Source organism: Neobacillus niacini, assembly GCF_031456445.1.
Lineage (GTDB): Bacteria > Bacillota > Bacilli > Bacillales > Cytobacillaceae > Neobacillus > Neobacillus niacini_I.
The window spans coordinates 89,629-115,190 of record NZ_JAVDUQ010000004.1; the positions used below are offsets into that span (position 1 = coordinate 89,629).

Annotated in this window: 22 protein-coding genes and 1 pseudogene; 10 read left to right on the forward strand and 13 right to left on the reverse strand. The window is 40.0% G+C overall.

Annotation, left to right across the window (positions count from 1 at the left end):
• Positions 1 to 245 precede the first annotated feature (245 nt).
• Together J2Y67_RS06310 and J2Y67_RS06315 are read right to left on the reverse strand one after the other, a co-directional pair.
• Positions 246 to 1,838 carry a WG repeat-containing protein gene (locus J2Y67_RS06310; protein WP_310171889.1) on the reverse strand — a complete coding sequence of 531 codons (1,593 nt, stop codon included), beginning with the start codon at positions 1,836 to 1,838 and terminating at the stop codon, positions 246 to 248.
• Between the two features lie 23 nt (positions 1,839 to 1,861).
• Positions 1,862 to 2,929, reverse strand: coding sequence for a serine hydrolase (locus J2Y67_RS06315; protein WP_310171891.1), 1,068 nt, complete (start codon positions 2,927 to 2,929; stop codon positions 1,862 to 1,864).
• A gap of 530 nt (positions 2,930 to 3,459) precedes the next feature.
• Here J2Y67_RS06315 and tagU point away from each other — a divergent pair.
• Positions 3,460 to 4,389, forward strand: coding sequence for a polyisoprenyl-teichoic acid--peptidoglycan teichoic acid transferase TagU (tagU, locus tag J2Y67_RS06320; protein WP_310171894.1), 930 nt, complete (start codon positions 3,460 to 3,462; stop codon positions 4,387 to 4,389).
• Positions 4,390 to 4,431: 42 nt separating this feature from the next.
• On the opposite strand, the gene J2Y67_RS06325 is transcribed toward tagU, so the two are convergent.
• On the reverse strand, positions 4,432 to 6,825 hold the full coding sequence (locus J2Y67_RS06325) for a S8 family serine peptidase (RefSeq protein WP_310171897.1): 2,394 nt from the start codon (positions 6,823 to 6,825) through the stop codon (positions 4,432 to 4,434).
• Between the two features lie 339 nt (positions 6,826 to 7,164).
• On the opposite strand from J2Y67_RS06325, the gene J2Y67_RS06330 reads away from it, so the two are divergent.
• Both J2Y67_RS06330 and J2Y67_RS06335 read left to right on the forward strand, forming a co-directional pair.
• Positions 7,165 to 8,160: a hypothetical protein gene (locus J2Y67_RS06330; protein WP_310171899.1), complete on the forward strand. Its 996-nt coding sequence runs from the start codon at positions 7,165 to 7,167 to the stop codon at positions 8,158 to 8,160.
• Positions 8,161 to 8,221: 61 nt separating this feature from the next.
• On the forward strand, positions 8,222 to 8,788 hold the full coding sequence (locus J2Y67_RS06335; protein ID WP_310171901.1) for a hypothetical protein: 567 nt from the start codon (positions 8,222 to 8,224) through the stop codon (positions 8,786 to 8,788).
• A 63-nt stretch (positions 8,789 to 8,851) separates the two neighbouring features.
• Here the strand turns inward: J2Y67_RS06335 and J2Y67_RS06340 are convergent, their stop codons facing one another.
• Both J2Y67_RS06340 and J2Y67_RS06345 read right to left on the reverse strand, forming a co-directional pair.
• Positions 8,852 to 9,706: a CPBP family glutamic-type intramembrane protease gene (locus tag J2Y67_RS06340; RefSeq protein ID WP_310171903.1), complete on the reverse strand. Its 855-nt coding sequence runs from the start codon at positions 9,704 to 9,706 to the stop codon at positions 8,852 to 8,854.
• A 320-nt stretch (positions 9,707 to 10,026) separates the two neighbouring features.
• Positions 10,027 to 10,167, reverse strand: a complete 141-nt coding sequence (locus tag J2Y67_RS06345; RefSeq protein ID WP_310171905.1) for a hypothetical protein — start codon at positions 10,165 to 10,167, stop codon at positions 10,027 to 10,029.
• Between the two features lie 309 nt (positions 10,168 to 10,476).
• Between J2Y67_RS06345 and J2Y67_RS06350 the strand changes: the two genes are divergently transcribed.
• Positions 10,477 to 11,562, forward strand: coding sequence for a multicopper oxidase domain-containing protein (locus tag J2Y67_RS06350; protein ID WP_310171908.1), 1,086 nt, complete (start codon positions 10,477 to 10,479; stop codon positions 11,560 to 11,562).
• 1,075 nt (positions 11,563 to 12,637) lie between these two features.
• Here J2Y67_RS06350 and wecB read toward each other — a convergent pair.
• Positions 12,638 to 13,783 carry a non-hydrolyzing UDP-N-acetylglucosamine 2-epimerase gene (gene wecB, locus J2Y67_RS06355; protein ID WP_310171910.1) on the reverse strand — a complete coding sequence of 382 codons (1,146 nt, stop codon included), beginning with the start codon at positions 13,781 to 13,783 and terminating at the stop codon, positions 12,638 to 12,640.
• Positions 13,784 to 14,079: 296 nt separating this feature from the next.
• On the opposite strand from wecB, the gene J2Y67_RS06360 reads away from it, so the two are divergent.
• Positions 14,080 to 14,883: a M15 family metallopeptidase gene (locus tag J2Y67_RS06360; protein ID WP_310171912.1), complete on the forward strand. Its 804-nt coding sequence runs from the start codon at positions 14,080 to 14,082 to the stop codon at positions 14,881 to 14,883.
• 55 nt (positions 14,884 to 14,938) lie between these two features.
• On the opposite strand, the gene J2Y67_RS06365 is transcribed toward J2Y67_RS06360, so the two are convergent.
• Both J2Y67_RS06365 and J2Y67_RS06370 read right to left on the reverse strand, forming a co-directional pair.
• Positions 14,939 to 16,117, reverse strand: coding sequence for a toxic anion resistance protein (locus tag J2Y67_RS06365; RefSeq protein WP_310171914.1), 1,179 nt, complete (start codon positions 16,115 to 16,117; stop codon positions 14,939 to 14,941).
• A complete protein-coding gene (locus J2Y67_RS06370) occupies positions 16,114 to 16,770 on the reverse strand; it encodes a 5-bromo-4-chloroindolyl phosphate hydrolysis family protein (protein ID WP_310171916.1) in 657 nt (218 codons plus the stop codon). The genes J2Y67_RS06365 and J2Y67_RS06370 overlap by 4 nt, the downstream gene beginning before the upstream one ends.
• A gap of 295 nt (positions 16,771 to 17,065) precedes the next feature.
• On the opposite strand from J2Y67_RS06370, the gene J2Y67_RS06375 reads away from it, so the two are divergent.
• Positions 17,066 to 17,824 (forward strand): IclR family transcriptional regulator, encoded by a 759-nt coding sequence (locus J2Y67_RS06375; protein WP_310171917.1) that lies wholly within the window; start codon positions 17,066 to 17,068, stop codon positions 17,822 to 17,824.
• A gap of 72 nt (positions 17,825 to 17,896) precedes the next feature.
• On the opposite strand, the gene accC is transcribed toward J2Y67_RS06375, so the two are convergent.
• From accC to pxpB, 4 genes are read right to left on the reverse strand one after another with little or no spacing between them, the layout of a single operon-like run.
• Entirely contained in the window at positions 17,897 to 19,255 is a 1,359-nt protein-coding gene (gene accC, locus J2Y67_RS06380) for an acetyl-CoA carboxylase biotin carboxylase subunit (RefSeq protein WP_310171920.1), read from the reverse strand.
• 1 nt (position 19,256) lies between these two features.
• Complete coding sequence (accB, locus tag J2Y67_RS06385; RefSeq protein WP_310171922.1) at positions 19,257 to 19,712, reverse strand: acetyl-CoA carboxylase biotin carboxyl carrier protein; 456 nt, start codon at positions 19,710 to 19,712, stop codon at positions 19,257 to 19,259.
• Between the two features lie 14 nt (positions 19,713 to 19,726).
• Entirely contained in the window at positions 19,727 to 20,719 is a 993-nt protein-coding gene (locus tag J2Y67_RS06390) for a 5-oxoprolinase subunit C family protein (protein ID WP_310171924.1), read from the reverse strand.
• Positions 20,716 to 21,450 (reverse strand): 5-oxoprolinase subunit PxpB, encoded by a 735-nt coding sequence (pxpB, locus tag J2Y67_RS06395; RefSeq protein ID WP_310171926.1) that lies wholly within the window; start codon positions 21,448 to 21,450, stop codon positions 20,716 to 20,718. Before pxpB ends, J2Y67_RS06390 begins: the two co-directional genes overlap by 4 nt.
• 299 nt (positions 21,451 to 21,749) lie before the next feature.
• On the opposite strand from pxpB, the gene J2Y67_RS06400 reads away from it, so the two are divergent.
• Genes J2Y67_RS06400 through J2Y67_RS06410 form a run of 3 tightly spaced genes read left to right on the forward strand, consistent with a single transcriptional unit; the run spans position 21,750 to position 24,588 of the window.
• Complete coding sequence (locus J2Y67_RS06400; RefSeq protein ID WP_310171929.1) at positions 21,750 to 22,511, forward strand: LamB/YcsF family protein; 762 nt, start codon at positions 21,750 to 21,752, stop codon at positions 22,509 to 22,511.
• A 16-nt stretch (positions 22,512 to 22,527) separates the two neighbouring features.
• The gene (locus tag J2Y67_RS06405; RefSeq protein WP_310171931.1) at positions 22,528 to 23,772 is read left to right on the forward strand and encodes an NRAMP family divalent metal transporter; all 1,245 of its coding nucleotides are present in this window, start codon (positions 22,528 to 22,530) and stop codon (positions 23,770 to 23,772) included.
• 24 nt (positions 23,773 to 23,796) lie between these two features.
• The gene (locus J2Y67_RS06410; RefSeq protein WP_310171933.1) at positions 23,797 to 24,588 is read left to right on the forward strand and encodes a putative hydro-lyase; all 792 of its coding nucleotides are present in this window, start codon (positions 23,797 to 23,799) and stop codon (positions 24,586 to 24,588) included.
• 68 nt (positions 24,589 to 24,656) lie between these two features.
• Here the strand turns inward: J2Y67_RS06410 and J2Y67_RS06415 are convergent, their stop codons facing one another.
• The gene (locus J2Y67_RS06415) at positions 24,657 to 24,821 is read right to left on the reverse strand and encodes a hypothetical protein (RefSeq protein WP_310171935.1); all 165 of its coding nucleotides are present in this window, start codon (positions 24,819 to 24,821) and stop codon (positions 24,657 to 24,659) included.
• Positions 24,822 to 24,899: 78 nt separating this feature from the next.
• Here J2Y67_RS06415 and J2Y67_RS06420 point away from each other — a divergent pair.
• Positions 24,900 to 25,435, forward strand: a pseudogene (locus J2Y67_RS06420) (N-acetylmuramoyl-L-alanine amidase family protein); the annotation flags it as partial.
• Positions 25,436 to 25,562: the final 127 nt, after the last annotated feature.

Here is a 25,562-nt window from a genome sequence, read left to right on the forward strand (position 1 = left end):
TCACAATATGATGTTTTGGATTATATACCTCAAATGTAAAACCCTCGAAAAAATTCGAGGGTTTTTTTTGTTGCCCACCCGCATAGCAGATGGATTAATGTTTCGCCTATCGGCTCAACTGACTAAAGTCGTAATAAAAAAGGGTCTACAGAAAGTCAAATTGACTGTTATCTGTAGACCCTTCTTAATTAGTAGATATTCCTATATAGTTTAAAACTTAAACTTACATGGTGGTTTTTCTGGGATTAATTATAAATTAATTTCAGTACCACTTTTCCATTTTTATCAATAAATCCTGTTTTTCCATCCTTTTTTACGTAAACAAGTCCCTCATGGAAATCTCCGACGCGATCATATTGAGGTTTGATCACGATATTTCCCTTGTCATTTACAAAACCAAATTTGCCTTTATAATTAATAGCTGCTAAATAATAATTTTGCTTATAGAATAGTTCAATATTATCGTATTTAGGTTTTAACAAGACTTTTCCCGAAGAGCTAAGCATTCCGTACTTGCCCTTTTCCGTCACTTTAATAAGGCCTTTATGTTCAAAAGGATCGAGTCGGTCATATTTGGCCTTGATAATCACCTTGCCTTTACAATTAAGGGCGCCTTCTTTGTTATTTTCTTTAAAAATAACAAAATCACCGCTAAACTCTCCGTCGGCATAGGTTGGGAGTCTTAGATAATTATATTTGGACTGCACGACTACTTTCCCATCGACAGTGATAAAACCATATTTTTGATCCTTATAGATAATGGCTAAGCCATATTTATTAAAAGGACCAATCCAGTCATAGGTAAAATCAACTAAAACTTTCCCCTGTGTATCTATGACCCCGTATTTACCGTTTTTAATCACTACCGCAGCATTTTGCCAAAATTCTGGTGTGTCATATTCCATGGCATATTCTGTTTCGAACTGTGCGGGGATGACCATTTGTCCTGTTGTAGACAAGTACCCAATTTTCCCGTCCTGAACCACTGCCGCTAAACCTTTTCGGAACACGTAAACATCTTCAAAAATCGGTTCAGAAATAATTCTCCCCTTTGAACTAACGAATCCTGATTTACCGTTTAAAACGATTTCAGCAGCACCGTTAAAAAATGAACCAATCCGATCATATTTTGGCTTGACAATGATTTTTCCTTTTGTATCGATGAGGCCAGTTTTTCCGTTTAACTTGATGTGGGCGAGCCCATGCTCAAATGATCCGATATAATCATAGGTTGGTTCTACGATCACCTTTCCCTTTTTATCGAGCATACCATATTTTTTATTCTGACAGATGGTGATCACGCCGCCAGTGATATAATTGATTTTTTCATAAGTTGCCGGAAGGATCATTTTCCCTTTGTTGCTTATGACTCCGTACTTACCTTTACTTATAAAATAGGCGATACCACTATTAAAATTACTGATTTCATCATATTTTGGTTTTACAATTGTTTTACCACTTGTGCTGATCAAGCCATATTTTTTACTTTTAATGACTGTAATCGGATTTTCAAAGCCCACATCAGCATAATTGTATTGAGGCTTTACCAACACTTTCCCTTTTTGATTAATAAAACCGTACAAATTATTCTTTTTCACGCGGATTAAATTGGTGCGTTTTGACTGATCAATCTGCTGGTAAATCGGCTGGACGACAACCTTTCCCTTTTTATCCATCAATCCATATTTTTTGTTTTGCTTGAAAGTGACTAAACCATTGATAAATTGGTATTTTAATATTTTTTTGTTACTTGCAGCTAAAGTGCTCGGTTGAGATGTACTAAACAACAAACCAAATAAAATACCAATGCATAGTACAAATTTTATGTAATTTTTCACCTTCAATCCCCCTTTCTTACTCCTTAGATTATACCATAATTTACTAATAATGTACTATAGTGTAAATTTGTTGTTTTCAAAAATGGAACCATTCCTCCAAAATAACAAAAGGCTAACCGATAGGGGTTAGCCTTTTTCTGATCATACTTTTTTTTCTTAGTTGGCAGTGGAATTTTTGTTTTTGAGTTCTTTAGATAGACAGTAACATCTGTTTTACTCTTAAAATATTTCGCGGCTGTTTTTGCTTTGTGATATTTATATACAATTCTAGCTAGATCAGCAATGACCCTTTGAGATTTCTCATAGGAAATATTTTTTGTCATAATGGCTAATGTAAAGGGCTGCTTGTTCTCATAGACTATAGCCACGTCGTTATACACTTTGTACATCGGGATCATTCCTACCTTATGGGCAATCGATACACCCTTTATCCCGCGGGGAATCGTTGTATTATAAATCGTCTTTTTCAAATATCCAACAAGCTCCTTGCCATATTTACTTTTATTCGAGAATTGGTAGAGCTTTTTTGCATAGATTGTTAAATCCTTTGAAGAAGTTAGATTTTGTCCATTCGGATAGGTATATTTACCGCCAAGGCTTTTCATATATTGGATGAAATTTCCCTGACCTACTCGTTCTTTTAACATGATAAAAGCAATATTATCACTATAGATAATTGCTTTTTTAACTAAGTCACGAATCGTATAACGGGTTCCCACCTTCTGATATTGAATCACGCCGCTTCCGCCGTAATAATGATACCTTTTGTAGGTCAGCTTTTGATTTAAATTAATTTTTCCTTTAGATGCCTGCTCCATGATATAGAGGGTAAGCGGAAGCTTAATTGTACTTGCGGCACGGCCGCTTGTTTTCCCTCTAATTTGCAAGCTGTCATCCGTTATTAAATCTTGGTATTGAAGGGTAACTGTCCCTCCAGCCTTTTTTATGTATCGATTTAATTCTGCTAGTGCCTTTTTCGAAAAATCCTTCTGGGCCGTTAATTCTGCCGCACTTGCGCTTTGACTTGGCAGCATCAAAGCAGCAATCATGAAAAATGCCAAAATTCCTTTTAAAAAAATTCCTGCCTTCAACCTTTTTCCCCATCCTTTTATGTCTAATACACTATAATTCTAGCAAAAATATCCATATAATTATATAGAACTAAAATATTTCCTCGTTTCCCCATAGAAAACAGTCAATTTGGTTCATATAAAAGATTTATAAATAGGGTGTCCTCAAATTGGACACCCTTTGGTTATCTATAAAGGTAAGACGTATAACTTAATCCATCATAAGTATAATAAACTTTTATAATGCTATTATAAGTAAAATTCGTAACTGATTTTTTGGGGTAAAAGTAGAAGGTTTGGTAGGTACGTCCCACTGTTATCCAGTTCTTTGGATAATTTGTGTACACTACTTTTCCACCCGTACTAGCAGTCCCTACTACTGCACCTGTGTTTGAGCAATATCCGCTTGTGTTTTTTTGGAAATTACCAGTGCGGATTTCCAATAAAAAGCGGCGATTCTCTCGATCCAAATTCAAATATTTGTATATAAATCTGCTCAAATCTGTTATTCTAGTAGTTGTTTTAAAATATTTATACTGGAGGAAAATTTAATGAGAGCTGGTCAACATAAAAAGAAAAAGAAACCATGGCTCCGTGTCACTGGAATTGTATTGTTAGTCCTCTTGGTCGGTATTGGTATTTATGGATTTTCCGTATATAAATCATTAACAAATGCGGTCGAAACGATGCATCAACCATTAGACCGGAAATCAGATAAACGGGACGCAGAGGTTTCGTTAACGAATAAGCAGCCATTCTCCGCGCTTATACTCGGGGTTGACCAACGCAAAGGCGACAAAGGTCGTTCTGATACGATGATTGTATTAACGGTAAACCCGAACAATAATTCTGTAAAAATGTTGAGTATTCCACGTGATACGAGAACGGAAATTGTCGGTCACGGCACTGTGGATAAAATTAATCATGCCTACGCTTTTGGTAATGAAGAAATGGCAATGAATACAGCGGAAAACTTTTTGGACATTCCGATTGATTACTATATAAAAGTAAACATGGAAGGTTTTAAGGATATCATTGATGCTGTGGGCGGCATTACCGTTAACAATGACCTGGATTTCAGCCAAGGGGGCTATCATTTCCCCAAAGGGCAGGTAACGTTAGACGGGAAAAAGGCGTTGGCCTATACGCGAATGAGACATGAAGACCCTCGTGGAGATTTTGGCCGTCAAATACGCCAACGCGAAATTATTAAGGGAATTCTTCGAGAGGGAGCAAGCTTATCCTCGCTGACAAAATATCAAAGTATTTTTTCTGCTCTAGGCAACAATGTTAGAACAAACCTTTCGTTTGATCAAATGATGGATATTCAAAAGAATTATAAAAGTGCTGCAAATAATGTGGAGCAAATGAGCATTAAAGGAAACGGAACAATGATCAATAAAATCTATTACTATATTGTTCCAGATGCTGAAAAACAACGAATTCAAAACGAGCTTAAAGCGCAACTAGAATTGAAATAAAATGGAAACGAGGGTCTCCTAAAAAAAGGAGCCCTCGTTTTTTTATTCCTTAATATGAATGATTCCGGTAAAGACTTGCGATAGCCCGTATTTGTCTACTAGCGTAATTTTATATTGATAGTCACCACTGGAGACAAGTGCGTTTGTGCTATTTGTTCCATCCCATTGGAACGATTGATCTCCAAAGTTTTTGATAGATTTGATGAATGTTTCCCCTTGAGTAACGTCAATCGTTACTTTCCCTGCTTTACTTACTGTATAAGCAATGGGCTTCATGTCTTGTAAGGTTAAAGAAACATCCTTTTCCGCCTGGATGGTTGGAACGCGCCAATCCTGCAGCGTAAAGAAATTGCTTTTGATGGTCGAAAGATTTCCAGCCGGATCCTTTAACTGGACAAGGTAACGGTAGCGCCCCTCAGGAACAAATTGTTTTTTAGCATTCATTCCATTCCAGGAGAAGGTAGCTGTTTTCGCTTGTTTGTAGAATAGTTGTTTCACAATGTTACCCTTTTCATCGATTACAAACACATGAACTTTCGCTGTTTCCGTCCCTTCCAGTGCTGCCTTAGCTTGGTTTTTCGTATCCATTTTAAACACGGTCGATGACAGTGTAAAATTTCCGGATGGTCGAATGGTATCTATTTTAATAAAGACCTTTTTCGTTTTTCCTTTTTTATTATGTGTGTCTTTTAGGGACATAACTAAACGATAGGTCGAATCCTTCATGCTATGCCCCTTGCTGTTTTTCCCATCCCATATAATGGAGTGCTTTCCCGTTGACAAGGTTTTCCCTATCATGATGTTTTTGACGCCCCGACCAGTTTTATCTTGTACAACAGCCGTAACCTTTGCTTTCTGCGTTAACTCATAGGGAATCTTAACGGTTTTTCCTGTCTTAGGGGAAAACGTATAATCGCCTTTTACTAAAATAGCCGCATACGTATGATTCACAACCTGAATCATAGCCGTTTTTGAGAGTGACGCTCGTCTGTTTGATGCTTTAACTACTGCCTTATAAGTACCCGTTGGAACAAATTTTCCATTCGACGCTTTTCCATCCCAAACGACCGATTGTTTTGTGCCAGAGACTGTTTTTTTCAGTACTTCCTTAACGGTTTGACCGTCCGCATTCTGAATAATCAAGGTAACCTTGGCATGACCTGGAAGCTTCAAAGCGAGCGCCGCTTTATTTTTTCCCGTCATAGTAAAAGTTTTCGGAGCGGTTATGTTTGCTTTCGGCGATGGCGTGTTCGACACAGCCTTATAGGCGTCAATCCTGCCGTAACCGTAATAATCATCCCGGCCCTTCGTCCCCAGGTCAACGACTGAATGCTTCATAATACTCTCAACCTGATCCGGAGTTAAAAATGGATTCTTTGAACGGACTAAAGCGGCAACACCTGATACAACCGGCGATGCCATCGAAGTACCGGTTAATTGTGCATAGGAACTTCCATCGATGGTGGAATAGATATTACTCCCAGGAGCCGTGAAATCAACAAAGCTTCCTTTATTGGAGTAAAAGGCAACATGATCGTGACTTGTTGTTGCACCCACTCCCACAACTGAATCAAGCGCGGCCGGATACGTTTTTGTAAAGGTTCCATCATTTCCAGCAGCGGCAATGAGGATTACTCCTTTAGATTTTGCATACTTTGCATAATAGTCTAAAAGAACGCTATAGTTCGGGCTTCCCAAACTCATATTAATGACGTCTGCATGATGTTCGACCGCATATTTAATCCCAAGGGCGACTGCGTAATCACTCGCTTCCTCCCCGTCAAATACATTAATCGGCATGATTTTTACATCAGGTGCAATCCCGGCAATTCCCGTTTTATTGAAGCTGGCGGCGATAATTCCTGCCACATGTGTTGCATGTTCTTGGGGTGTATACCGTGCGTTTCCAGTTACCGCATTATATGGGCTGACGATTTTCCCCTTCAGATCAGGGTGGTCCTGCTGCACCCCATCATCAATGACAGCAACTGTAATACGGGAAGATCCTTTTGTGACGTCCCATGCTTTTGGCATTTGAATTTTATTTAAGTACCATTGTTTGGAGTAGTCAGGTTCTTGCGGAATATAGGTGCTTTTCACCTTATAGTTTGGTTCTGCCCATACGATCTTTTTTTGCGCCAATAAGCTCTGGGCTGCTTTTGTTAAATCTGTCCCTTTAGGAAATTTGATAAAAGAAAAGGCTCCATCCCCTAAATGTGCTTCTTCTGTTCCATTTACTTGTTTTAAGATGGAATTTCTTTCTGTTTTCGAAAGATTCGAGCTGAACTTAACGATTAATTCCTGGTCATTAAATGCATTGGTTTCCATATTTGTTTTTGGTAGATTCGTGTTGGTGATTAACTCGTCAGCAAAGGCAGCTGTTCCCATCCATGACATGCAAAGCAGCATCACGCCCAATGACCATAAATATCTCAAATCGTTCGCCCCTTTAAAACATATTTTATTTATATATTACCACCTCGGGACTAGATTCGGGAGATTCGGTAGAAAATTAGTATAATAGTCTCCATGTTTAAAAAATGAATGCTTTGCTTCTAATAGTATCCCAGAATTCGGAAGTAATGGGGAATATTATATTTATATTAATTAGTATTTAACCTTTTTTGTAAAAAGTAACCATTATCATGAGACTTTATATCGCCTTCAACCTTAATATACCAATCCAAGAAAATCCTACTAAATTACCTCGTTCAATATTTTTATATTTGATAGCCTACTATTAGTGTTGAATCTATCAAAAAAAGGGGAAAAAAAATGAAATTTGTAAATTGCTGTCGAATGAATCTAAGTAAAGGAATGTTTTTGTTAGGTGTGCTGATTGTTTTGGCATCTGCTTCCCTAATCACATCGCCTAAAGGTGTAAGCGCTGCTACTACACCATCTTCCGCTGTCAGTTATTATATGGATACAATCGATACGGGAACCTTCTATAACATGGGTTACCAAAAGGGAAGAGCGGACTATTATAAATCAGGAACCCAAAGGAGTATCGTGATTCTTGACTTTGGAGGACAGCCGTCAAGTACAACTGTATCACTCCGAGGCATGCCGGATGCGAGTTTATACCAGGTAGAAAAGGCCATAGAGGAATACTCTCACGGTTATTGGAAAGGTGCTGGATCCGATAAAAGCTCGATGGTACATATTATCGTTGGTACAAACAATTCTTATACGGTAACCTATGAAGGCGGACAGAATTTCGCAAAAATGATTAACCGCATTAACAGTCATAACAACACTTATTCTTATTCGGATCAAGTCGAAGTGGATGGCGGAAATGATATGGAACCTGGCTATGATGATCCAACCAGTACACGAGCTTGGGTAAAAGGGTATGATTCTGCCAACTACTATTCGCTATATAATTATGGCAGTGCCGATGGCTGCTATCATTCCAATACGAATTCCGGAACGATTAACTATTCATGCAATAACGGCTGGGATTATGAAGATCTTTACTATATTTCATGGGGAGCAGCCCCAGCAAGACCAATTCCGCAAATATATGACAATAGCGGACATATGGCGGAGCAGTGGCAAAATATTAACAAATACTCTGTAGTTACACATAATGCTTATATGGATTTTTCAGGCGAGTTAACCCAATATGGTGCCTGCCAGCAATCCGGATGCAACTATTCACTTGATAATAATCCTTCGCAAGGCTGGAACCAATTATATAATGAATTGAATAGTGACCCGAAAACAGCCGAGTCCGTCATTTTATCAACAGATATTAAATGGCATTAAGAAAAGCGCAAGCTGCGAGGGCCGAAAATTAAAAAAGAACATACAGAAAGGATGAAGAAAGATGAAAAAAAAACTTATGACAACACTTTTAACTGCAACGATTCTTTGCGGAATTGGATCAACCTATTTTCACGTTTCTGCCTCTGATTCTAAATATGACCAATTGCCAAAAGAAAAAAAAGAAATACAAGAACGGAAAGATATTAATAAACTACGTGCCAAAAATGACAATATCACGAAAAAGGATAGTAAAAATGGTCCTCTAGTCGTTCAACACGACCGTGAAGTGACGACTCAACTATTGAATCATATTGAAGACCCTTTTAATGACCAAACGATAAAATTTACAAACGGCTGGATTAGTACGGTTAAAAATAATGAGATGAATGGCCGCATTGTAACAGTTGAGGCAGGCTCTTTAATTAAAGACCCTTCCCAAGGAATTGTAATTGTTATGATAGATGGAGCAAGCAGAAAGTTTCAAGGTGTAAAAACATATAAAACTCCTGAAAAACATGGAGCGGTTAAAATAATTGGTTATAATGGTTTTAACATAAAGCTTAAAGCAAAGGATGGAAAAGTGTGGACTTTTAACGTCCCATCAGGAAAATTCCAAAATTCAAATTAATTTTACCCAAATCAATATCCAAGTACGGTGGACAATAAAACGGGGATGCCATAATGGCATCCCCTAATCTGTGAGCTCAATCGATTGTTGCTGTTGTGTTTTTTCAAATTTTAAAAGAATAATATGAAGAATAAAGGCGGATAAGGCAAAGGTTTCAACAGCATAATGGAAATAATTCCATGAAAAAGTGGTCGTAATATCGTAAACTGAGTGAACGATAACCGTCACCCATAGGCTTCGTGTCCACAATAGAATGAGTCCTAAGAGCAGTCCCATATTAGCAAAAGTTACAATCGCGCCAATCCTTACTGGCCATGTTTGGACGGTATCCAATGTATGGTCGATGCCGAAAAGAATCGAGGTAAAAAAGAGCGCGGATAGAATAAATAAGTCCCTTGAACCGTTTTCCCAGCGGCGGGGGAAAATCTTTTTGCAAATAAACAGAAAAAGAACGATATAACCTAGGCGCCAAACCTCTTCAAGTCCGGCCAGCAGATCATTATATAAATCGGAGCCAACACTATCAATCGCTGAAAAAAGCGCAGAAGAAGCTCCAGCCGTGGCAGTTTGCGGATCGGTGTACACTTGAACATATTGATCGTAATTCTTGTTAAAGGCTGGGAAGACTATATTCGAATAAATATTGATAATTGTGCTCCCAATAAAAAAAACGAGAAAGGCACCGGTAAATTGTAGGGTGCGCTGGCGCTTTGTCAGTCGTCCGCATCCTTCGTCAGCGAGCCTGCGATTCAATTTCCAGCCAATAAAGAAAGACGAGACCATAATGGCATCATATAAAGTACCAGCCAAATAACTGTATCTCATAAAATACAGAACAATTTCAGCACCAAACGTGATGAAAAGGATGGCCGCCAGCATTTTTTTTGAAAGCGGCTCCGTTAGATTTGTTGTCATCATGTGTCCTGCCCCCTCTCCTATTTATCCTATACCTCTTATCTGCTGAAAAAATGCACTGCGAAAATCCCAACGCCATTTAAGAAAAGAAGAAAGAAGGAACAGGCAATTAGCCACTTCCATTTTCGTGCCATCAGATTTTCCCCTTTTTTAGATTGTAATACTAATAACTTACCATATGGATGGGCAAATATCTCTATCCTTATCCTTATTTTATTCATTTTTGATTCTTAATTGTTAGAAATATAATGGTTGGATTGGAAGTTACCTCCCAAATAGCAATGAACCCCCCCTTTTAGCCAAAAGGGAAGATTTTTTTAATCCTATTCTTGATCCTGTTCTTCACTTGGTTTTGACTCGTTATCCCCGATGATTTCCTTTAGCTCCCCCGTGTCCCCTTTTGCATTGATTACTTCAAATATTTGATTTAGCCCTTCACTTGTATTGTCCTGCTCTTTTTTCATGCTGACTCCTCCGGATTTTCAAATTTACACTATTAGAATGACCTAAATATTGCTTATTCACACTAACAATATACCTATGTTTTTCACTATGTTTACCTTGCTCACTATTTCACAATTTGTTCACTGAGCACCTCTTTTTAAGTGACCTATATCACTCGTGCCACATCCCCCCGAGAATACAATGAAAATGTAATCAGATTACAAGAAAAGCTGAGAAGCCAAGGATATTAGGCGCTAAAGTCATACAAACAACGACATACAAAACTATTATTTTTTATAAAAAAATAAAGCTTAATGGAGGAGATTAAAATGAAAAAAGTGGGGAAAGTTGCAGCGGTGATGATGACTTCTATGTTGGTCTTAAGTGCTTGTAATACAACAAATTTGAAACTTGAAAAAACTGCCAATAAAACTACCCAAACGAATGCTTCTGCTAACCATGATAATATGGCAGGTATGAGTAATATGAAACATGGTAAATATGTGAATGAAAATACGATTCTACCTACTCAAAAGAAAATTAACGAAAAAGCTACACCTGCTAAAGTTGAACGTATTGGTGAGCATGAGGTTAATGTAACCATGACCTCAACTGTTACGGATGTACAAGTAGCACCCGATGTATTATATAAAGCTTGGACATACAATGGTCAAGCGCCTGGTCCTGTAATTGTTGTGAATAAAGGTGATACGATTCACTTTACATTAGAGAATCATGACCCAACTGTCATGCACTCAATGGACTTCCATGCTGTGCATACTTCACCTACCAAAAATTTTGCTGATGTTAAACCGAATGATAAAAGTACATTCACTTATAAAGCAAGTGATGTTGGAGTATTTATGTATCACTGTGGTACTGCTCCTGTTATGATGCATATTGCGAATGGTATGGTTGGTACAATCATTGTTAAGGATAATGCTAACCCTTATCCTAACAAAGTAGATAAAGAGTTTGTTGTCATTAATAACGAATGGTTTGATAGTGGTAATGCTGAAGATATGAAGCAAGGTAATCCTTCTCATTATACGATGAGTGTTCGTGAATTAGCAAATGGTAAAGTTGGCGATACTCCATTCGTTGCTAAAGTTGGCGATAAGGTTCGTATATACTTTGAAAATGTGGGTATGTCACAACCTGTTTCCTTCCACATTGTTGGTACAGTTTTAGATGATGTATATCTTGATGGTAACCCTTATAACCACCTTAAAGGAATGCAATCCGTCATGATTCCTGCCAGCGGCGGGGCAGTAGTTGAATTTACCGTAGTAGAAGAAGGAACTTACTCCGTATTGTCTCACCAATTTGATCAGGCGATGAAAGGTTCAATTGCTAAATTAGTTGTCACTAAAGATGGTAAGCTGCCTGCACAACCTGATGTAGCTAAACATTAATAAGTAGGTGCAGAAGCTTGAAAATTAGTTTATTAACCCCTCCCCCAAAATATAGCGAAAGAAGGCTGGTCCACTGGGCCGGCCTTCTTTATGTATCAGATGTTGTCGAAAAATTGGCGGGCTTGCTCAAGCTGCAATTTTGTCCAGAAGTTTGATTTTTAATTGAAAAAGCGGAAGCAGTCCATTTACGGGTGCTGGTGCTGGACAATTCTCATAGTCGAAAATTTAATTTTAAAATAACCATAATGAAAGCCTAGGGAAATTTCCCAGGCTTTTTGTCATCATCAAGATTCATCACATTAGTGCGCCAGTTCAATGGCTTTACTATTGTGGTAGGTCGCTTTGACCTTCAATTTTGATTTTAACTCCTCGCAGAGACAGTACTGCTGAAGCAATTCATTGTGGCGGTATTGGAATAAATGCCAATAATACCTTCCTTTTTTCATAGTCTGAACAAATGATGGCAACATGGTGGATTTTTAGTAATTTCATAAAAAATCCCCTCTCTATTTAGGGTTTTAGTCTTTGGTTAATCATCTTAAATGGTGATATCATAGCAATTGGTCACAAATTAAAGTAAAATTTAAATTTTATCTGCGCAGATAGACCGCTTATCTGCGATAAAAGTAATTTTATCTGCGCAAGTGATCATTGGCGACAGTTTGACTACTCCTAGCAGCAATTTTGTCACCTATCGAGGCCATTGGCGACAGTTTGACTACTCTCTACAGCATTTTTGTCGCCTATCGGGGCTATTGGCGACAGGTTGACTACTCTCTGCAGCATTTTTGTCGCCTATCGAGGCTATTGGCGACAGTTTGACTACTCTCTGCAGCATTTTTGTCGCCTATCGAGGCTATTGGCGACAGTTTGACTACTCTCTGCAGCATTTTTGTCGCCTATCGAGGCTATTGGCGACAGTTTGACTACTCTCTGCAGCATTTTTGTCGCCTATCGAGGCTATTAGCGACAGTTTGACTACTCTGAACAATATTTTTGTCGCGCCTATCTAGTCTTTTCAAAAAAAAGGCTGTTTCAAAAAGCTACATTAGTGGCTTTTTGAAACAGCTTCTAATTATTTTTCACCAATGCTAGCCGGCCTTTCCTTTTTAACACCAAAATGATAAAGAATTGCCTCGACAATTCGTTCGGAGGCATGGCCGTCTCCATATGGATTTGACGCCTTCGCCATTTTATCATGGGCCTGCTGGTCAGTTAAAAGTTCATCGGCAAGTTGAAAAATTGTTTCCTCTTCGGTTCCGGCAAGCTTTAAGGTTCCTGCCGCGACACCCTCCGGACGCTCGGTTGTGTCTCGTAAAACAAGAACCGGCACGCCTAATGATGGTGCCTCTTCCTGAACGCCACCTGAATCGGTTAAAATTAAGTACGCTCTTGACGCAAAATTATGGAAATCAATCACATCTAGTGGTTCAATTAAGTGAATTCGATTATTCTCCCCAAGGATCCGACCGGCAATTTCACGAACAACCGGATTCATATGCACCGGATAGACAACCTGGATATCCTCGTGCTTTTCAACTAGTCTTCTGATGGCGGTAAACATATTTTCCATTGGTTTACCGGTATTTTCACGGCGATGGGCCGTCATTAACACTAAACGGCTGCTTCCTAGTTGATCCAGTACCGGATGGGAGTAATCTTTTTTCACCGTAGTGCTAAGTGCATCAATGGCTGTATTCCCGGTAACAAAAATAGATTCTTCCTTTTTATTTTCAATTAAAAGATTTTGTTTGGATTGGGCTGTCGGCGCAAAATGCAGGTCAGCCAAGACTCCCGTCAGCTGACGGTTCATTTCCTCGGGATAAGGCGAATATTTATTCCTCGTGCGTAGCCCGGCCTCGACGTGGCCAATGGGAATCGAATGATAAAAAGCAGCAAGGCTGGCAACAAAAGTGGTGGTTGTATCGCCATGTACGAGTACAATATCCGGCCTCACGTTCTGGAATACCTCATTTAAGCCTTCTAAACTGCGCGTTGTCACATCAAGCAGCGATTGCCTCGCTTTCATAATGTTTAAATCGTAATCAGGAGTAATCTGAAAAATATGTAAAACCTGGTCCAGCATTTCCCGGTGCTGTGCTGTTACCGTCACAATCGATTGGATTTGTTCATGGTTTTTTTCTAGTTCCTTGACAAGTGGAGCCATTTTAATAGCCTCAGGCCTTGTACCAAATACGGTCATTACCTTAATTTTCTCCATATAAGCCTCCAAATTGTATCTACTGGCAAAATCGTCCAACCTCATGATACCAAATTTTATAAAAAGGACAAAGGAAATGAGGTCTTGGACCCGGTCTTTTGCGTAGGATATATTCTATTTTTGAGTCGAATTTTCCATTTAAACTCAGATGTTTTTTTGTTATTCTATAGGTTGTCTTCCCTGTTACAAATATTCGATATATAATGTGGTAACTTCGTCATATTATTTTCGTCAAAAGCATAGAGGGCATTCATGCAGGATCACTTGTACTATTTTATAAAAAAGGAAGTTTTGAGATGTTTAAATTATTGTCAGCAGGAGTATGTAGTCTTTTTCTAACCGTTTCTTTAGCAGGCTGTGGATCATTCGGTCAGAATGCAGAACAAAATTCAAAGGAAACAAATCCGCCAAAGACGGAGCAAACAACTCCTCCAAAGTCCAATTCAAATAATGGGACAAGCCAAGAATCAGAAAGCACAAAAAAACCGAAGGGCGATAGCATCCAAACGGTTTCAAATCCAGAGAGCATTCCGGTTCTAGTGAATAAGCAAAATAAACTGCCGGATAACTATAATCCTAAAGACTTAGTTTTTACGAAAGTAGATTTTGTCGGGGCGCCGGAAAATTCTGATAAGCGGAAAATGCGTAAGGAAGCAGCGGATGCACTGCAAAAGCTGTTTGACGGGGCGAAGAAGGATGGGTTGACGTTTTTAGGTGTGTCGGCCTACCGTTCACACGCCACTCAAGTTGCTCTTTTTAATACCTATGTGAAACGAGATGGCTACGAAAAGGCTCGGACCTACAGTGCGCTGCCGGGCACGAGCGAGCATGAAACAGGGCTTGCTATTGATGTGACGGGGGGAGATGGAAGATGTGCTGCTTCCGATTGCTTCGGTGGAACAAAAGAAGCCGTTTGGCTAGAGAAGCATGTGGCAGAGTACGGCTTTATTATCCGTTACCCTAAAGGGAAGGACTCGATTACTGGCTACCAATACGAACCTTGGCATATCCGTTATGTGGGCAAAGAAATTGCCACCAAAATTATGAGCAAGGGAATTAGCTTGGAAGAATACTATAATGCAACACCAGTAAACAAATAGAGGGATTCGACAAAAAGTCGGGTGGTGCCAGACACCACCCGATTTTTGTCGCAGGTTATTTCCCCTTGATTTCGAGGAGTTTTAGTCTTAGGTCATTTTCCATCGCGGCAAGTTCTTGTTCGGCGATGCGACGTTTGTTTCGCCCTTCTTCTTGAATGCGCATAGTTTCTTCAAGTGTGGTGATGAGGCTTTCTTGCGTTTTCTTTAAGGTTTCGATATCTACGAGACCGCGTTCATTTTCCTTGGCGGTTTCAATTGTATTGGTTTTCAGCATTTCGGCATTTTTTAATAATAGCTCGTTGGTTGTCTTTGAAACCTGTTTTTGTGCCTCAACGGCATGGCGCTGTCTGATTAACGTCAAGGCAATCGCCACTTGATTTTTCCATAGTGGAATGGCCGTCACAATCGAGGACTGGATTTTTTCCACAAGGGCTTGGTTTGTATTTTGAATCAGCCGGATTTGCGGTGCACTTTGTATCGTAATTTCGCGGCTCAACTTCAAATCGTATAAGCGTTTATCCAAACGATCAGCAAATTGGAGCATATCATTTACCTCTTGGAATTTCATCTGATCATTGGTTGCTTCTGCTGTTTTCCGAAGCTGTGGAATGCTTTTTTCATGCATTTCTTCGAGCTTGATTTCCCCAGCAGCAATGTACACATTTAACGCATGAAAGTATTCTTTATTCGTCTCGTAAAGCTGCTCGAGCAATTTGATATCGGACATCAGTACATTTTTGCTGCGTTCTAGTTTTACGGTGATTCGGTCTATCTGCGCACCTGTTTTTTGATATTTGGATAGCACCTCTTGCATCGAGCCTGAAATTTTTCCGAACATACGGGCAAAAAAGGACGGCTTGCCCTCCTTTAGTTCATCCGGATTTACCTGGTTTAGGTGCTTCATTAGATCATTAATGATCTCGCCGATTTCGCCGACATCCTTCTTTTGGACGTGCTCAAGCATCGTATGGGAGAAGGATAACAGCTTCCCCTGTGCCTGCGTTCCATATAAAATCATTGCCTGGTGGTTGGTTGGGTCTATTTGCTCGGCAATCTGATAAGCCCTTGCCCGATTTTCTTCGGGGATTACATCAATTAGTTTTACCGGCCTGTCGTCTGACTGGACCTTCTGAAGTGCAGGTTTCGGCACTTGGGCAGCTTCCAGATCACCAAACGGATCCGCCAGAATATCGTCCAATAAATTCCCCTGTTTATTTACATTGTTTTCGTTCACTTCAACCACCTGTTTTCTTCATGGAATTTTGCTTCTTTTTCTTTCTTAATCGTATGCTTTGCCACATCAATTTCGAAATTCAAATGATCGATATCATCGGAAATCAGCTTATACAAATCCTCTTCCAACGTTTTGTTTAATTCATTTACCGTTTTCCTCGTCTCGGCTAACGATCGTTCGAGTTCCGTATTCTTTTTCGGCTGCGTGGAGAGGAATCCGTAGGTTTCAGAGAGCTCTACCACAGAATCAAGATGGGAAAAATAAAAGGGCTCCGCTTTATAAAAACGCTTTGGTTCCTTCATGGTGATTTTAAATATTTTTTTTGAAATCCGGATAATTTCAATTCTTTGTTTAACGGAAGCAATATCGCGGACGCCAAAAAGCGCCTTGTTCAAACGGCGGATTTTTCGCTTAGCCTCCGATAAATTTTTCATAATATAAAGATATTCTTTTCGGGTAAGGCGATGTTTTTTCAAAAACTTCGTTTGCATATATAAGCCAAGGAATAAATGGATGATGACTCCGGCAGCAATGGCAAATGCACTGGAAAGCAAGAAGGGTTGATTGAACGGAAAAAAGCTAATCAACCAAACAATAACTGTCATTGGTACGGCTACCAACGATCGAATAATCAACGAAAGGATAGGGTTCATGATAAATCGACTCCTGACTTTAATAGTCCTCTTTAATCATACGAGAGATGTGGATGGTTTGTTTCATTTTTATTGTAAAATTCACATGGAATCAAGTGCTGCTCTTCCATATTTCAACAATACACGAAAAAAATCCTGCTTTCCATTGACCTGGAAATGTAAAAAAGACTAAGACCTAAGACGTATATTTTAGCATATGAGTCAACATAACGAATATTAATGAATCTACCTACAATCCCTCCTAAAAATTTGATATTATAATAGGAAAAGCTTTATTTTTAGAGGGAGATAAACGATGAATCATAAAAATAAAACGGTTGTCCGTTCAATGGATATTTTAAATTTATTTAAAGACCGTGCGGCATTAACCTTTCAAGAAATGATTGATCTGTCAGGGATTCCGAAAACTTCCGTTTATCGAATGTTAATGTCTTTAGAAGAAATGGAGTTTTTAGAAAAGGGACCGGATAACAAATACCGTTTAGGGTTGCTCTTTCTTAAGTTCGGTCATCTTGTTTCATCCAGACTCGATATCCGAAAAATTGCCTATCCGATTATGCAAGAGCTACATGATGATGTAGGGGAAGCGATCAACCTCATCGTCAAACAAGGAGACGAGGCAATCTATATTGAAAAAATTGATACAAACCAAAAGGTTCGATTATATACAGCCATTGGCAGAAGAAGCCCCTTGTATGCGGGTGCTTGTGCTCGTGCGATTTTATCTTTTTTACCCCAGCAAGAAATTCAAACCTACTTGGATTCAGCTGAGTTGAATTCTTTTGCAAAGGGAACCATTATCGATAAGGATGAGCTGTTTAGCTCCATTCGCCAAGCGCAAGAAAATGGGTATACAATTAGTTATTCGGAATTAGAGGATCACACAGCAGCCATTGCGGCACCCATATTTGACCATAAAGGTGACGTCATTGCCGGTATGAGTGTTGCGGGGATTGAGGCAAATTATCAAAACGAAAACATCTCTATTTTTGCCGAAAAACTAAAGGCAGCGACAGAAGAAATTTCCAAGCGGTTAGGATATAGTCAGACGTAAAAAACATCCTCTATATACCTGGGTTTCAGGAGAATAGAGGATGTTTTTTAGAGTTTATTGTGTCCTGCTTCCTTAACCTTCTACGATCTCTAATGGATAGGTTTCAAGAAAATTCGTATTAAATTCGCCGCTGGTAAAGACCTCATTTTTTAGCAGTGCTTGATGGAATGGAATCGTTGTGGCCACGCCTTTTACCGTAAACTCATCTAAGGCACGAAGCATTTTCTTTATTGCTTCGTTTCTGGTACAAGCATGGACAATTAATTTTGCCGCCATTGAATCATAGAATGGCGGGATTTGATAGCCTGCATAAATAGCAGAATCAACCCGTACACCAAAACCGCCCGGCAATCGATATTCTCCTATTTTACCTGGTGAAGGCATGAAATTTTGGACGGGATTTTCAGCATTAATTCTGCATTCAATTGCCCAGCCGTTGAGGGTAACATCCGCTTGCGTCATCCCAAGCGGCTCGCCTGATGCAATACGAATTTGTGCTTGAATCAAATCAATACCTGTAACCATCTCTGTGACCGGATGTTCTACCTGAATCCGGGTATTCATCTCCATAAAATAGAAGCGATCTTCCTTATAATCATAAATAAATTCAACCGTTCCCGCCCCGACATAATCAACCGCTTTTGCTGCTTGAACAGCCGCCTCTCCCATCATTTCTCGGGTTTTCTCCGAAAGGGCTGGCGATGGGGTTTCTTCTACAAGTTTTTGCATTCTCCGCTGAATCGTACAATCCCGTTCCCCTAAGTGAATGACATTTCCGTAAGAATCTGCGAGGACTTGAATTTCAATATGACGAAAATCTTCAATAAATTTCTCTAGATACACTTCCGGATTCCCGAATGCCGTTTTCGCTTCTTGCTGGGTCATTTCTATTCCCTTTTTTAATTCTTCCTCGTTGTAGGCGACACGGATTCCTTTTCCGCCCCCGCCCGCCGTTGCTTTTATAATAACCGGAAAACCTATTTTTCTAGCAATCTCTAAACCTTCCGCAATCTGTTTTATCGTTCCAGTTGAACCAGGTACAATCGGGACACCGGCTGTTTTCATCGTGTCTCTCGCGACATCCTTGATGCCCATTTTTCGAATCGATTCTGGAGAGGGTCCGATAAATTCAATGTCGCACTTGCGGCAAAACTCGGCAAAATCAGCATTTTCCGCGAGAAATCCATACCCTGGATGGATTCCATCTACCTTTGTTAAGGTAGCAATACCGAGAATATGCTCCATATTTAAATAGCTTTCTTTTGAAGGGGCTCTTCCTATACAATATGCTTCATCAGCAAGCTTCACATGGAGCGCCTCTCGATCTGCTTCTGAATAAACAGCAACCGTTCTAATGTCCATTTCCTTGCAGGCACGAATAATTCGGACAGCGATTTCCCCGCGATTAGCTATGAGGACTTTTTTCAGCAAATCAGCCACCAACCTTCACTAAAAACAAAGGTTGTCCAAATTCAATAATTTGTCCATCTTCTACTAATATTTCAACGATTTCTCCCGCAACATCTGAGACCACTTCATTAAATAGTTTCATAGCTTCCAAAACACATACCGTTTGATTTTTTTCAATCACCGACCCTACTTGTACAAAGGATTCTGCCTCCGGATTGGAACGGGAATAAAACGCGCCGATCATGGGAGACTTGATTTGGTGAAAACCATCCTCTTTTTTTGCAGCAGGTTTTTCTGGTTCCGGTTCGGCTGTTGCAGACTCAGCTGTTGACGTAATCTGCTCATTCACATCAATGGTTACATTTGTGGCATTGTGTTTTTGAAAGTATAATTTGATATCCTGATTCTCTACCTTTAAAATATCCAAAGAAGATCGATTGAGTACTTCGATTAGTTCCTTCAGTTCGTTCAATTTCATGATTTATTTTCCTCTCATCCAAGTATTTTAAAGCGGATTCCTACTTTTATTTCATTGATGATTTTTTCCTTCGCCAATAGTTCTTTTTCCGCTTCTTCATGGGAAATTTCTTTTAATTGGATAACAGCATTCGGCTGCAGTTGACCCATGCTTGATAAATCAACGGAAATAATCTGTCCTATTTTGGGATAGCCCCCAGTGGTCTGCCGGTCTGCCATTAGGACAATTGGGTTTCCGTTTGGCGGTACTTGAATCGTTCCAAACGTTACCCCTTCAGACAATAATTCAAATTGCTTTTCTAAAGAAAGATGAGGACCTTCGATTCGATAGCCCATCCGATCGGATTGGATCGTTAGCCTAAACGGTTCATCAAACAGGCCTCTCCTACTTTTTTCATTAAAAAGGTTAAACTCTGTGCCCCGAATGACACGGATGGTCTGGGTTTGCTGCAAATTGACCAGTTTTGTAAAATTGATGGACCAGGTTGGATTTCTTTCCGTTTGTTCAAGCTTTGTTACTATCGATTGATTGAGTTCATTCATTTCACCGAACCCAAGAACATCCTCTTTTTGCAAGGCCCTGCCCTTAAATCCGCCAATTCCTGCGCGAAGATAGGTGCTTCTGCTGCCCATTACTTCGGGAACAGCCATACCGCCAGCAAAAGCAACATAGGCCCGGCACCCATTGATAGCGGATTTAAATTGTAAAACAGAGCCTTTTCTTATCAAAATCGGTCGCCATGTTGGAGCTTTTTTTTCATCAATCACTGCCTGTAAATCCCCGCCAGTTATCGCAATGACCCGATCTTCCTCAAACAAAAGGGAGGTACCAAATAATGTGACTTCCAGGGCACCTTCATTTTCTTTATTTCCGACGAGCAAATTTGCAGCCCTCAAGGAGTAGGAATCCATTGCACCGCTGACAATAACACCATATTTTTGCGACCCATATCTTCCTAAATCCTGAATGGTGGTTAACAATCCTGGGTGAAGTATTTTTACCGTCATCGGCTCCCCTCCTTATATGAGTTATATTCCTCCGGAGAAATCGAGAAAAATTTGATCTTATCTCCCGCTTTTAGTAGGGTTGGAGGATTCAAATCAGGACGAAATAATTTAAGCGGCGTACGGCCAATAATTTGCCAGCCGCCAGGGGTTTCCAGCGAATATATGCCCGTTTGCTTTCCGGCGATTCCAACTGAACCGGGTACAATCGCCGTTCTTGGGCTTTTTCTTCGGGGCGTTGCAATTCGCTCGTCCATTCCCCCCATAAACGGAAACCCTGGAGCAAATCCAATCATATAAACTAGACATTCGCTTTCGGTATGGATTCTGATCACTTCTTCAGTTGTTATCTTATGAAACGAGGCTACATACTCTAAATCCGGACCATATTCTCCTCCATAGAGGACAGGAATTTCCACCAGTCTACCCTCAAAAACCTGCTGATCATCCATTTGCTGTAGTAATTCATTGAGCTTTGCACTCACTTTTTGAAATGGAGTCATGGGTTGGGTAGTCACGATGGAATGATGGACAATCACCGGATTGTAATAGATGGTTATATTCGTAAAAGCAGGCACCGACTCCACAAAACCCTTAAATGGGTGATTGTTTAGCAATGCTGAGAACGCTTGAACTTTTTGATGAATGACCGGGTTGATTTCGTCTCCAAACTGTACAATCAGAGCCGAATCACCTAAAGGTTTGATGACGGTTTCATTTATAAGAGAACACATGTAAAAACCTCCGACTAGTTTCGTTATTCGGAACTTATGTTTTAAAAAACGGATATATGATCATTATAATATTCAGAATTCAAAAAACAAGCTGTTTATTGTATAAAAATTAATTATATTTATATTTTTAGAAAATTCCTGATTTCTGTCTACTCAGATTTTTTATTTTATGATAGAATGAATTTAAATTTCAAAACTTCAATTCCTTAATTCGGAACTAAACTCCAATTTTTAAATGAAAACGCTTTATAAAAGTAGGGTTTGAAGGTTCCATCAAAAAATAAAAGGAGGTTAACATGGTGTTTAAGGTAGATTTAAATTGCGATATTGGAGAAAGTTTTGGCAGATATCGCTTAGCTGAACAGAAAGAAATTTTAAAATATGTAACGTCCGCAAATATTGCCTGCGGTTTTCACGCCGGTGACCCTAGTGTCATGAGAGAAACGGTCAAGCTAGCAATTGAAAATCAGGTAAAAATCGGTGCGCATCCTGGACTGCCTGATTTAAATGGCTTTGGTCGCCGTGAAATGAAGATCTCACCACAGGAAGCCTATGACATGGTTGTCTATCAAATTGGGGCTCTTCAAGGATTTTTATCCGTGTGTAACGAGGGTATGCAGCATGTAAAACCGCACGGGGCACTTTACAATATGGCAGCAAAAGATGCCAAGCTCGCAGAGGCCATCGCCCAAGCGGTCTATGATGTTTCCCCTGAATTGGTTTTATTCGGCCTTGCCGGAAGTGAATTGGTGAAAGCTGGAGAAAATCTTGGCCTTACCACCGCACATGAAGTTTTCGCTGACCGAACTTATCAGTCGGATGGTACGTTAACCTCTAGGTCGCAGCCGGATGCCTTAATAACAAATAAAGAACACTCGGTCGCACAGGTCATCAAAATGGTGACAGAAGGCAAAGTCACGTCACAGCAGAACACCGAAGTTTTATTAAAAGCAGATACCGTTTGCATCCATGGTGATGGTGAACACGCACTTGCTTTTGCCAAATATATTAAAGAAACATTAGAACAAAACGATATCTCTGTATCATCTATCAACACATAGAATGGGAGGAAAGGAAATGATCGCGAAAAAAGTTGAAGTAGAAGAAAATGTTGCAACAGAAAAGGGAAAGAAGAAAAAGAAAGTCAGCAACAGTGTTTTACTTGGAGCCGCTTTTTTAATGGCTACATCCGCAATTGGCCCCGGTTTTTTAACTCAAACGACAGTATTTACTCAACAATTGGCAGCAAGTTTTGCCTTTGTCATCTTACTATCCTTACTTCTAGATGCTTTTGCACAGATCAATATTTGGCGGATTATTGTGGTTTCCGGATTGCGCGGTCAAGAGATTGCCAATAAGGTTTTACCTGGATTAGGCGTTTTTTTAGCGGTTATCATTGTTATTGGCGGTCTTGCCTTTAATATTGGAAATGTTGCCGGCGCAGGCCTTGGATTAAATGCGATGCTTGGACTAGACCCGAAAACCGGCGCCATTATTAGTGCCGCGTTTGCGATTTTTATTTTCCTTGTAAAAGAAGCAGGCAAGGCGATGGATAAAGTGGCGCAAATTGCCGGTGCCATCATGATCCTCTTAATGATTTATGTTGCTTTCATCACCTCTCCTCCTGTTGGGGAAGCTATAGTCAATACGGTTGCACCAGAAAAAATCAGCATTTTTGCCATCGTAACGCTGGTTGGCGGAACCGTAGGCGGATACATTACCTTTGCCGGCGGACATCGTTTGTTAGATGCTGGAATCAAAGGGGTTGACGCCTTACCAGAAGTAACAAAGAGTTCTGTAACCGGCATTATTGTAACAGGTTTGATGCGTGTCGCCTTATTCTTAGCTGTACTAGGAGTTGTCTCAAAGGGACTTCATATTGATGCAGCAAATCCTCCTGCTTCTGTATTCCAGCTGGCTGCAGGGCAAATCGGTTACCGTATGTTTGGTATTATCATGTGGGCTGCCGCGATTACTTCCGTTGTAGGAGCAGCCTACACTTCGGTCTCCTTTATTCGTTCTTTCAGTCCGGTGATTGAGAAATATCACAATTGGATTATTATCTTATTTATCTTAGTTTCTACCTTAACGTTTACGTTGGTTGGCAAACCGGTGAAAATTTTACTTCTAGTCGGTGCCCTCAATGCACTGATTTTACCAATTGCATTAGGAACCTTGTTAATTGGGGTCTATAAGAAAAATGTAGTGGGCGATTATAAACATCCACTATGGCTTACGATAACAGGCGGATTAGTGGTACTTGTCATGGGGTATTTAGGAATCGATACATTAATCGAACAAATTCCATTGCTTTTTAAATAGGGTTTGATAAGGAAGGGATATAGAATGGTTGGGTATGAAAATATGGCTCCAGCTGAAATCAGAGAACTGATTCGCAATCAAACGATCACAGGACCGACTGCGGGGATGTCAAAAGGATTCACACAAGCGAATCTAGTGATTTTAAAGAAAGAATATGCGTTTGATTTTCTGTTGTTCTGCCAGCGAAATCCGAAGCCATGTCCCCTGCTGGATGTAACGGAACCTGGGTCTTTTATTCCTGGTAAAATTGCTCGCGGTGCCGATATTCGAAAGGATATTCCTAAATATCGTATCTATCAAGAGGGTGTTTTTACCGAAGAAGTAACCGATATTACGGAGTATTGGGAAGACGATATGGTTGGCTTTTTACTTGGCTGCAGTTTTACATTTGAAACACCGCTCATGGAAAGCGGAATCCCGGTTCGTCATATTGAAGAAAATTGTAATGTTCCGATGTATAAGACGAATATTCCATGTGAAAGAGCTGGTATGTTTGAAGGACCAACGGTTGTCAGCATGCGACCGATGAAACCTGAGGACGCCATTCGCGCCGTTCAAATCACTTCACGTTTCCCAGCTGTACACGGGTCTCCGATTCATATCGGTGATCCGAGTCAAATTGGCATTGCTGATATTTCTAAGCCTGACTTTGGCGATTCTGTTACCATTAAAGCTGGTGAAATCCCAGTGTTCTGGGCTTGCGGCGTTACACCACAAGCGGTTGCCATCCAAAGCAAACCGACCATCATGATCACCCACGCACCTGGACATATGTTTATCAGCGATGTTCGGGATGAGAAGTTTAGTGTTTTATAATGAAAATAAGTATATTGGTTTAAGGCATTGAAAAGAGTGGGCCATCAGTCGGCCCACTCTTTTATTTGTTAATTTTTACTCTTATCGATCACTTTCCAGAATTCTTTTGCTACGATTTGGTAGCCTTCTAGGCTTAAATGTATATTTGTCGGGTTAGGAATGTATTCTTCGTAGTGCTTTGCGATGAGATCTTCTGTTGGTACAAAGGTATCGCCACGGGCGGTGCCTGTCACTTTAACCTGCTTTTTTCAGTACGATGGACCTATAGCGGGAGTTTGACCTTTTACATATAAAATAAAGAGGTGATAAATATGGTCAAGATATTTGTTGACCCCGGTCATGGTAGAAGTGACCCGGGAGCAGTCAGATATGGTTTATCCGAAAAAGATGTCACTCTTAAAATTGCCACAAGAATTCGCGATATTTTACAGGACGAATATAAAAATGCCACAGTCAAAATGAGCAGAACCGGCGACCAAACGGTTTCCCTAGAGGAACGGACTGATATGGCGAATGCTTGGGGTGCTGATTTTTACTTAGCTGTTCACATAAATTCGGGGACGGAACCGGCTACGAGGATTATATCCACGATCTTCTTTCTAATCATTCGCGGACAGCGGAAATTCAGCGGGTTATTCATAATGAAGTCATTAAATTAAACGATCTTATCGATCGTGGTACGAAGAAAGCAAACTACCACGTTCTTCGGGAATCTAACATGGATGCCATGCTGTCGGAAAATGGTTTTATTGACAATGGGGATGACTTGGCAAAGATGAAGGATCCAGCTTGGATTAACGATGTAGCACGCGGTCATGTAAATGGTCTCGCTAAAGTATTTAACCTCCATAGAGTGAAAAAAACAAATTAGATATGTCCATCCCATACGCACAAAACAACCAAAAATTCCACGAACGGTGACAGGCGCCCCAACGAGCTTTTCATTTATTTTTTTTGTGTACAAAACTACATTT

Excerpts from the sequence above, each read along its gene's own strand:
- J2Y67_RS06350 (WP_310171908.1), top strand. The coding sequence starts at position 10,477 with ATGAAAAAAGTGGGGAAAGTTGCAGCGGTGATGATGACTTCTATGTTG.
- J2Y67_RS06410 (WP_310171933.1), top strand. The coding sequence starts at position 23,797 with ATGGTTGGGTATGAAAATATGGCTCCAGCTGAAATCAGAGAACTGATT.
- J2Y67_RS06390 (WP_310171924.1), bottom strand. The coding sequence starts at position 20,719 with ATGACGGTAAAAATACTTCACCCAGGATTGTTAACCACCATTCAGGAT.
- pxpB (WP_310171926.1), bottom strand. The coding sequence starts at position 21,450 with ATGTGTTCTCTTATAAATGAAACCGTCATCAAACCTTTAGGTGATTCG.
- J2Y67_RS06375 (WP_310171917.1), top strand. The coding sequence starts at position 17,066 with ATGAATCATAAAAATAAAACGGTTGTCCGTTCAATGGATATTTTAAAT.
- J2Y67_RS06360 (WP_310171912.1), top strand. The coding sequence starts at position 14,080 with ATGTTTAAATTATTGTCAGCAGGAGTATGTAGTCTTTTTCTAACCGTT.
- J2Y67_RS06335 (WP_310171901.1), top strand. The coding sequence starts at position 8,222 with ATGAAAAAAAAACTTATGACAACACTTTTAACTGCAACGATTCTTTGC.
- accB (WP_310171922.1), bottom strand. The coding sequence starts at position 19,712 with ATGAAATTGAACGAACTGAAGGAACTAATCGAAGTACTCAATCGATCT.
- tagU (WP_310171894.1), top strand. The coding sequence starts at position 3,460 with ATGAGAGCTGGTCAACATAAAAAGAAAAAGAAACCATGGCTCCGTGTC.
- J2Y67_RS06345 (WP_310171905.1), bottom strand. The coding sequence starts at position 10,167 with ATGAAAAAAGAGCAGGACAATACAAGTGAAGGGCTAAATCAAATATTT.
- J2Y67_RS06330 (WP_310171899.1), top strand. The coding sequence starts at position 7,165 with ATGAAATTTGTAAATTGCTGTCGAATGAATCTAAGTAAAGGAATGTTT.
- J2Y67_RS06340 (WP_310171903.1), bottom strand. The coding sequence starts at position 9,706 with ATGATGACAACAAATCTAACGGAGCCGCTTTCAAAAAAAATGCTGGCG.
- wecB (WP_310171910.1), bottom strand. The coding sequence starts at position 13,783 with ATGGAGAAAATTAAGGTAATGACCGTATTTGGTACAAGGCCTGAGGCT.
- J2Y67_RS06405 (WP_310171931.1), top strand. The coding sequence starts at position 22,528 with ATGATCGCGAAAAAAGTTGAAGTAGAAGAAAATGTTGCAACAGAAAAG.
- J2Y67_RS06370 (WP_310171916.1), bottom strand. The coding sequence starts at position 16,770 with ATGAACCCTATCCTTTCGTTGATTATTCGATCGTTGGTAGCCGTACCA.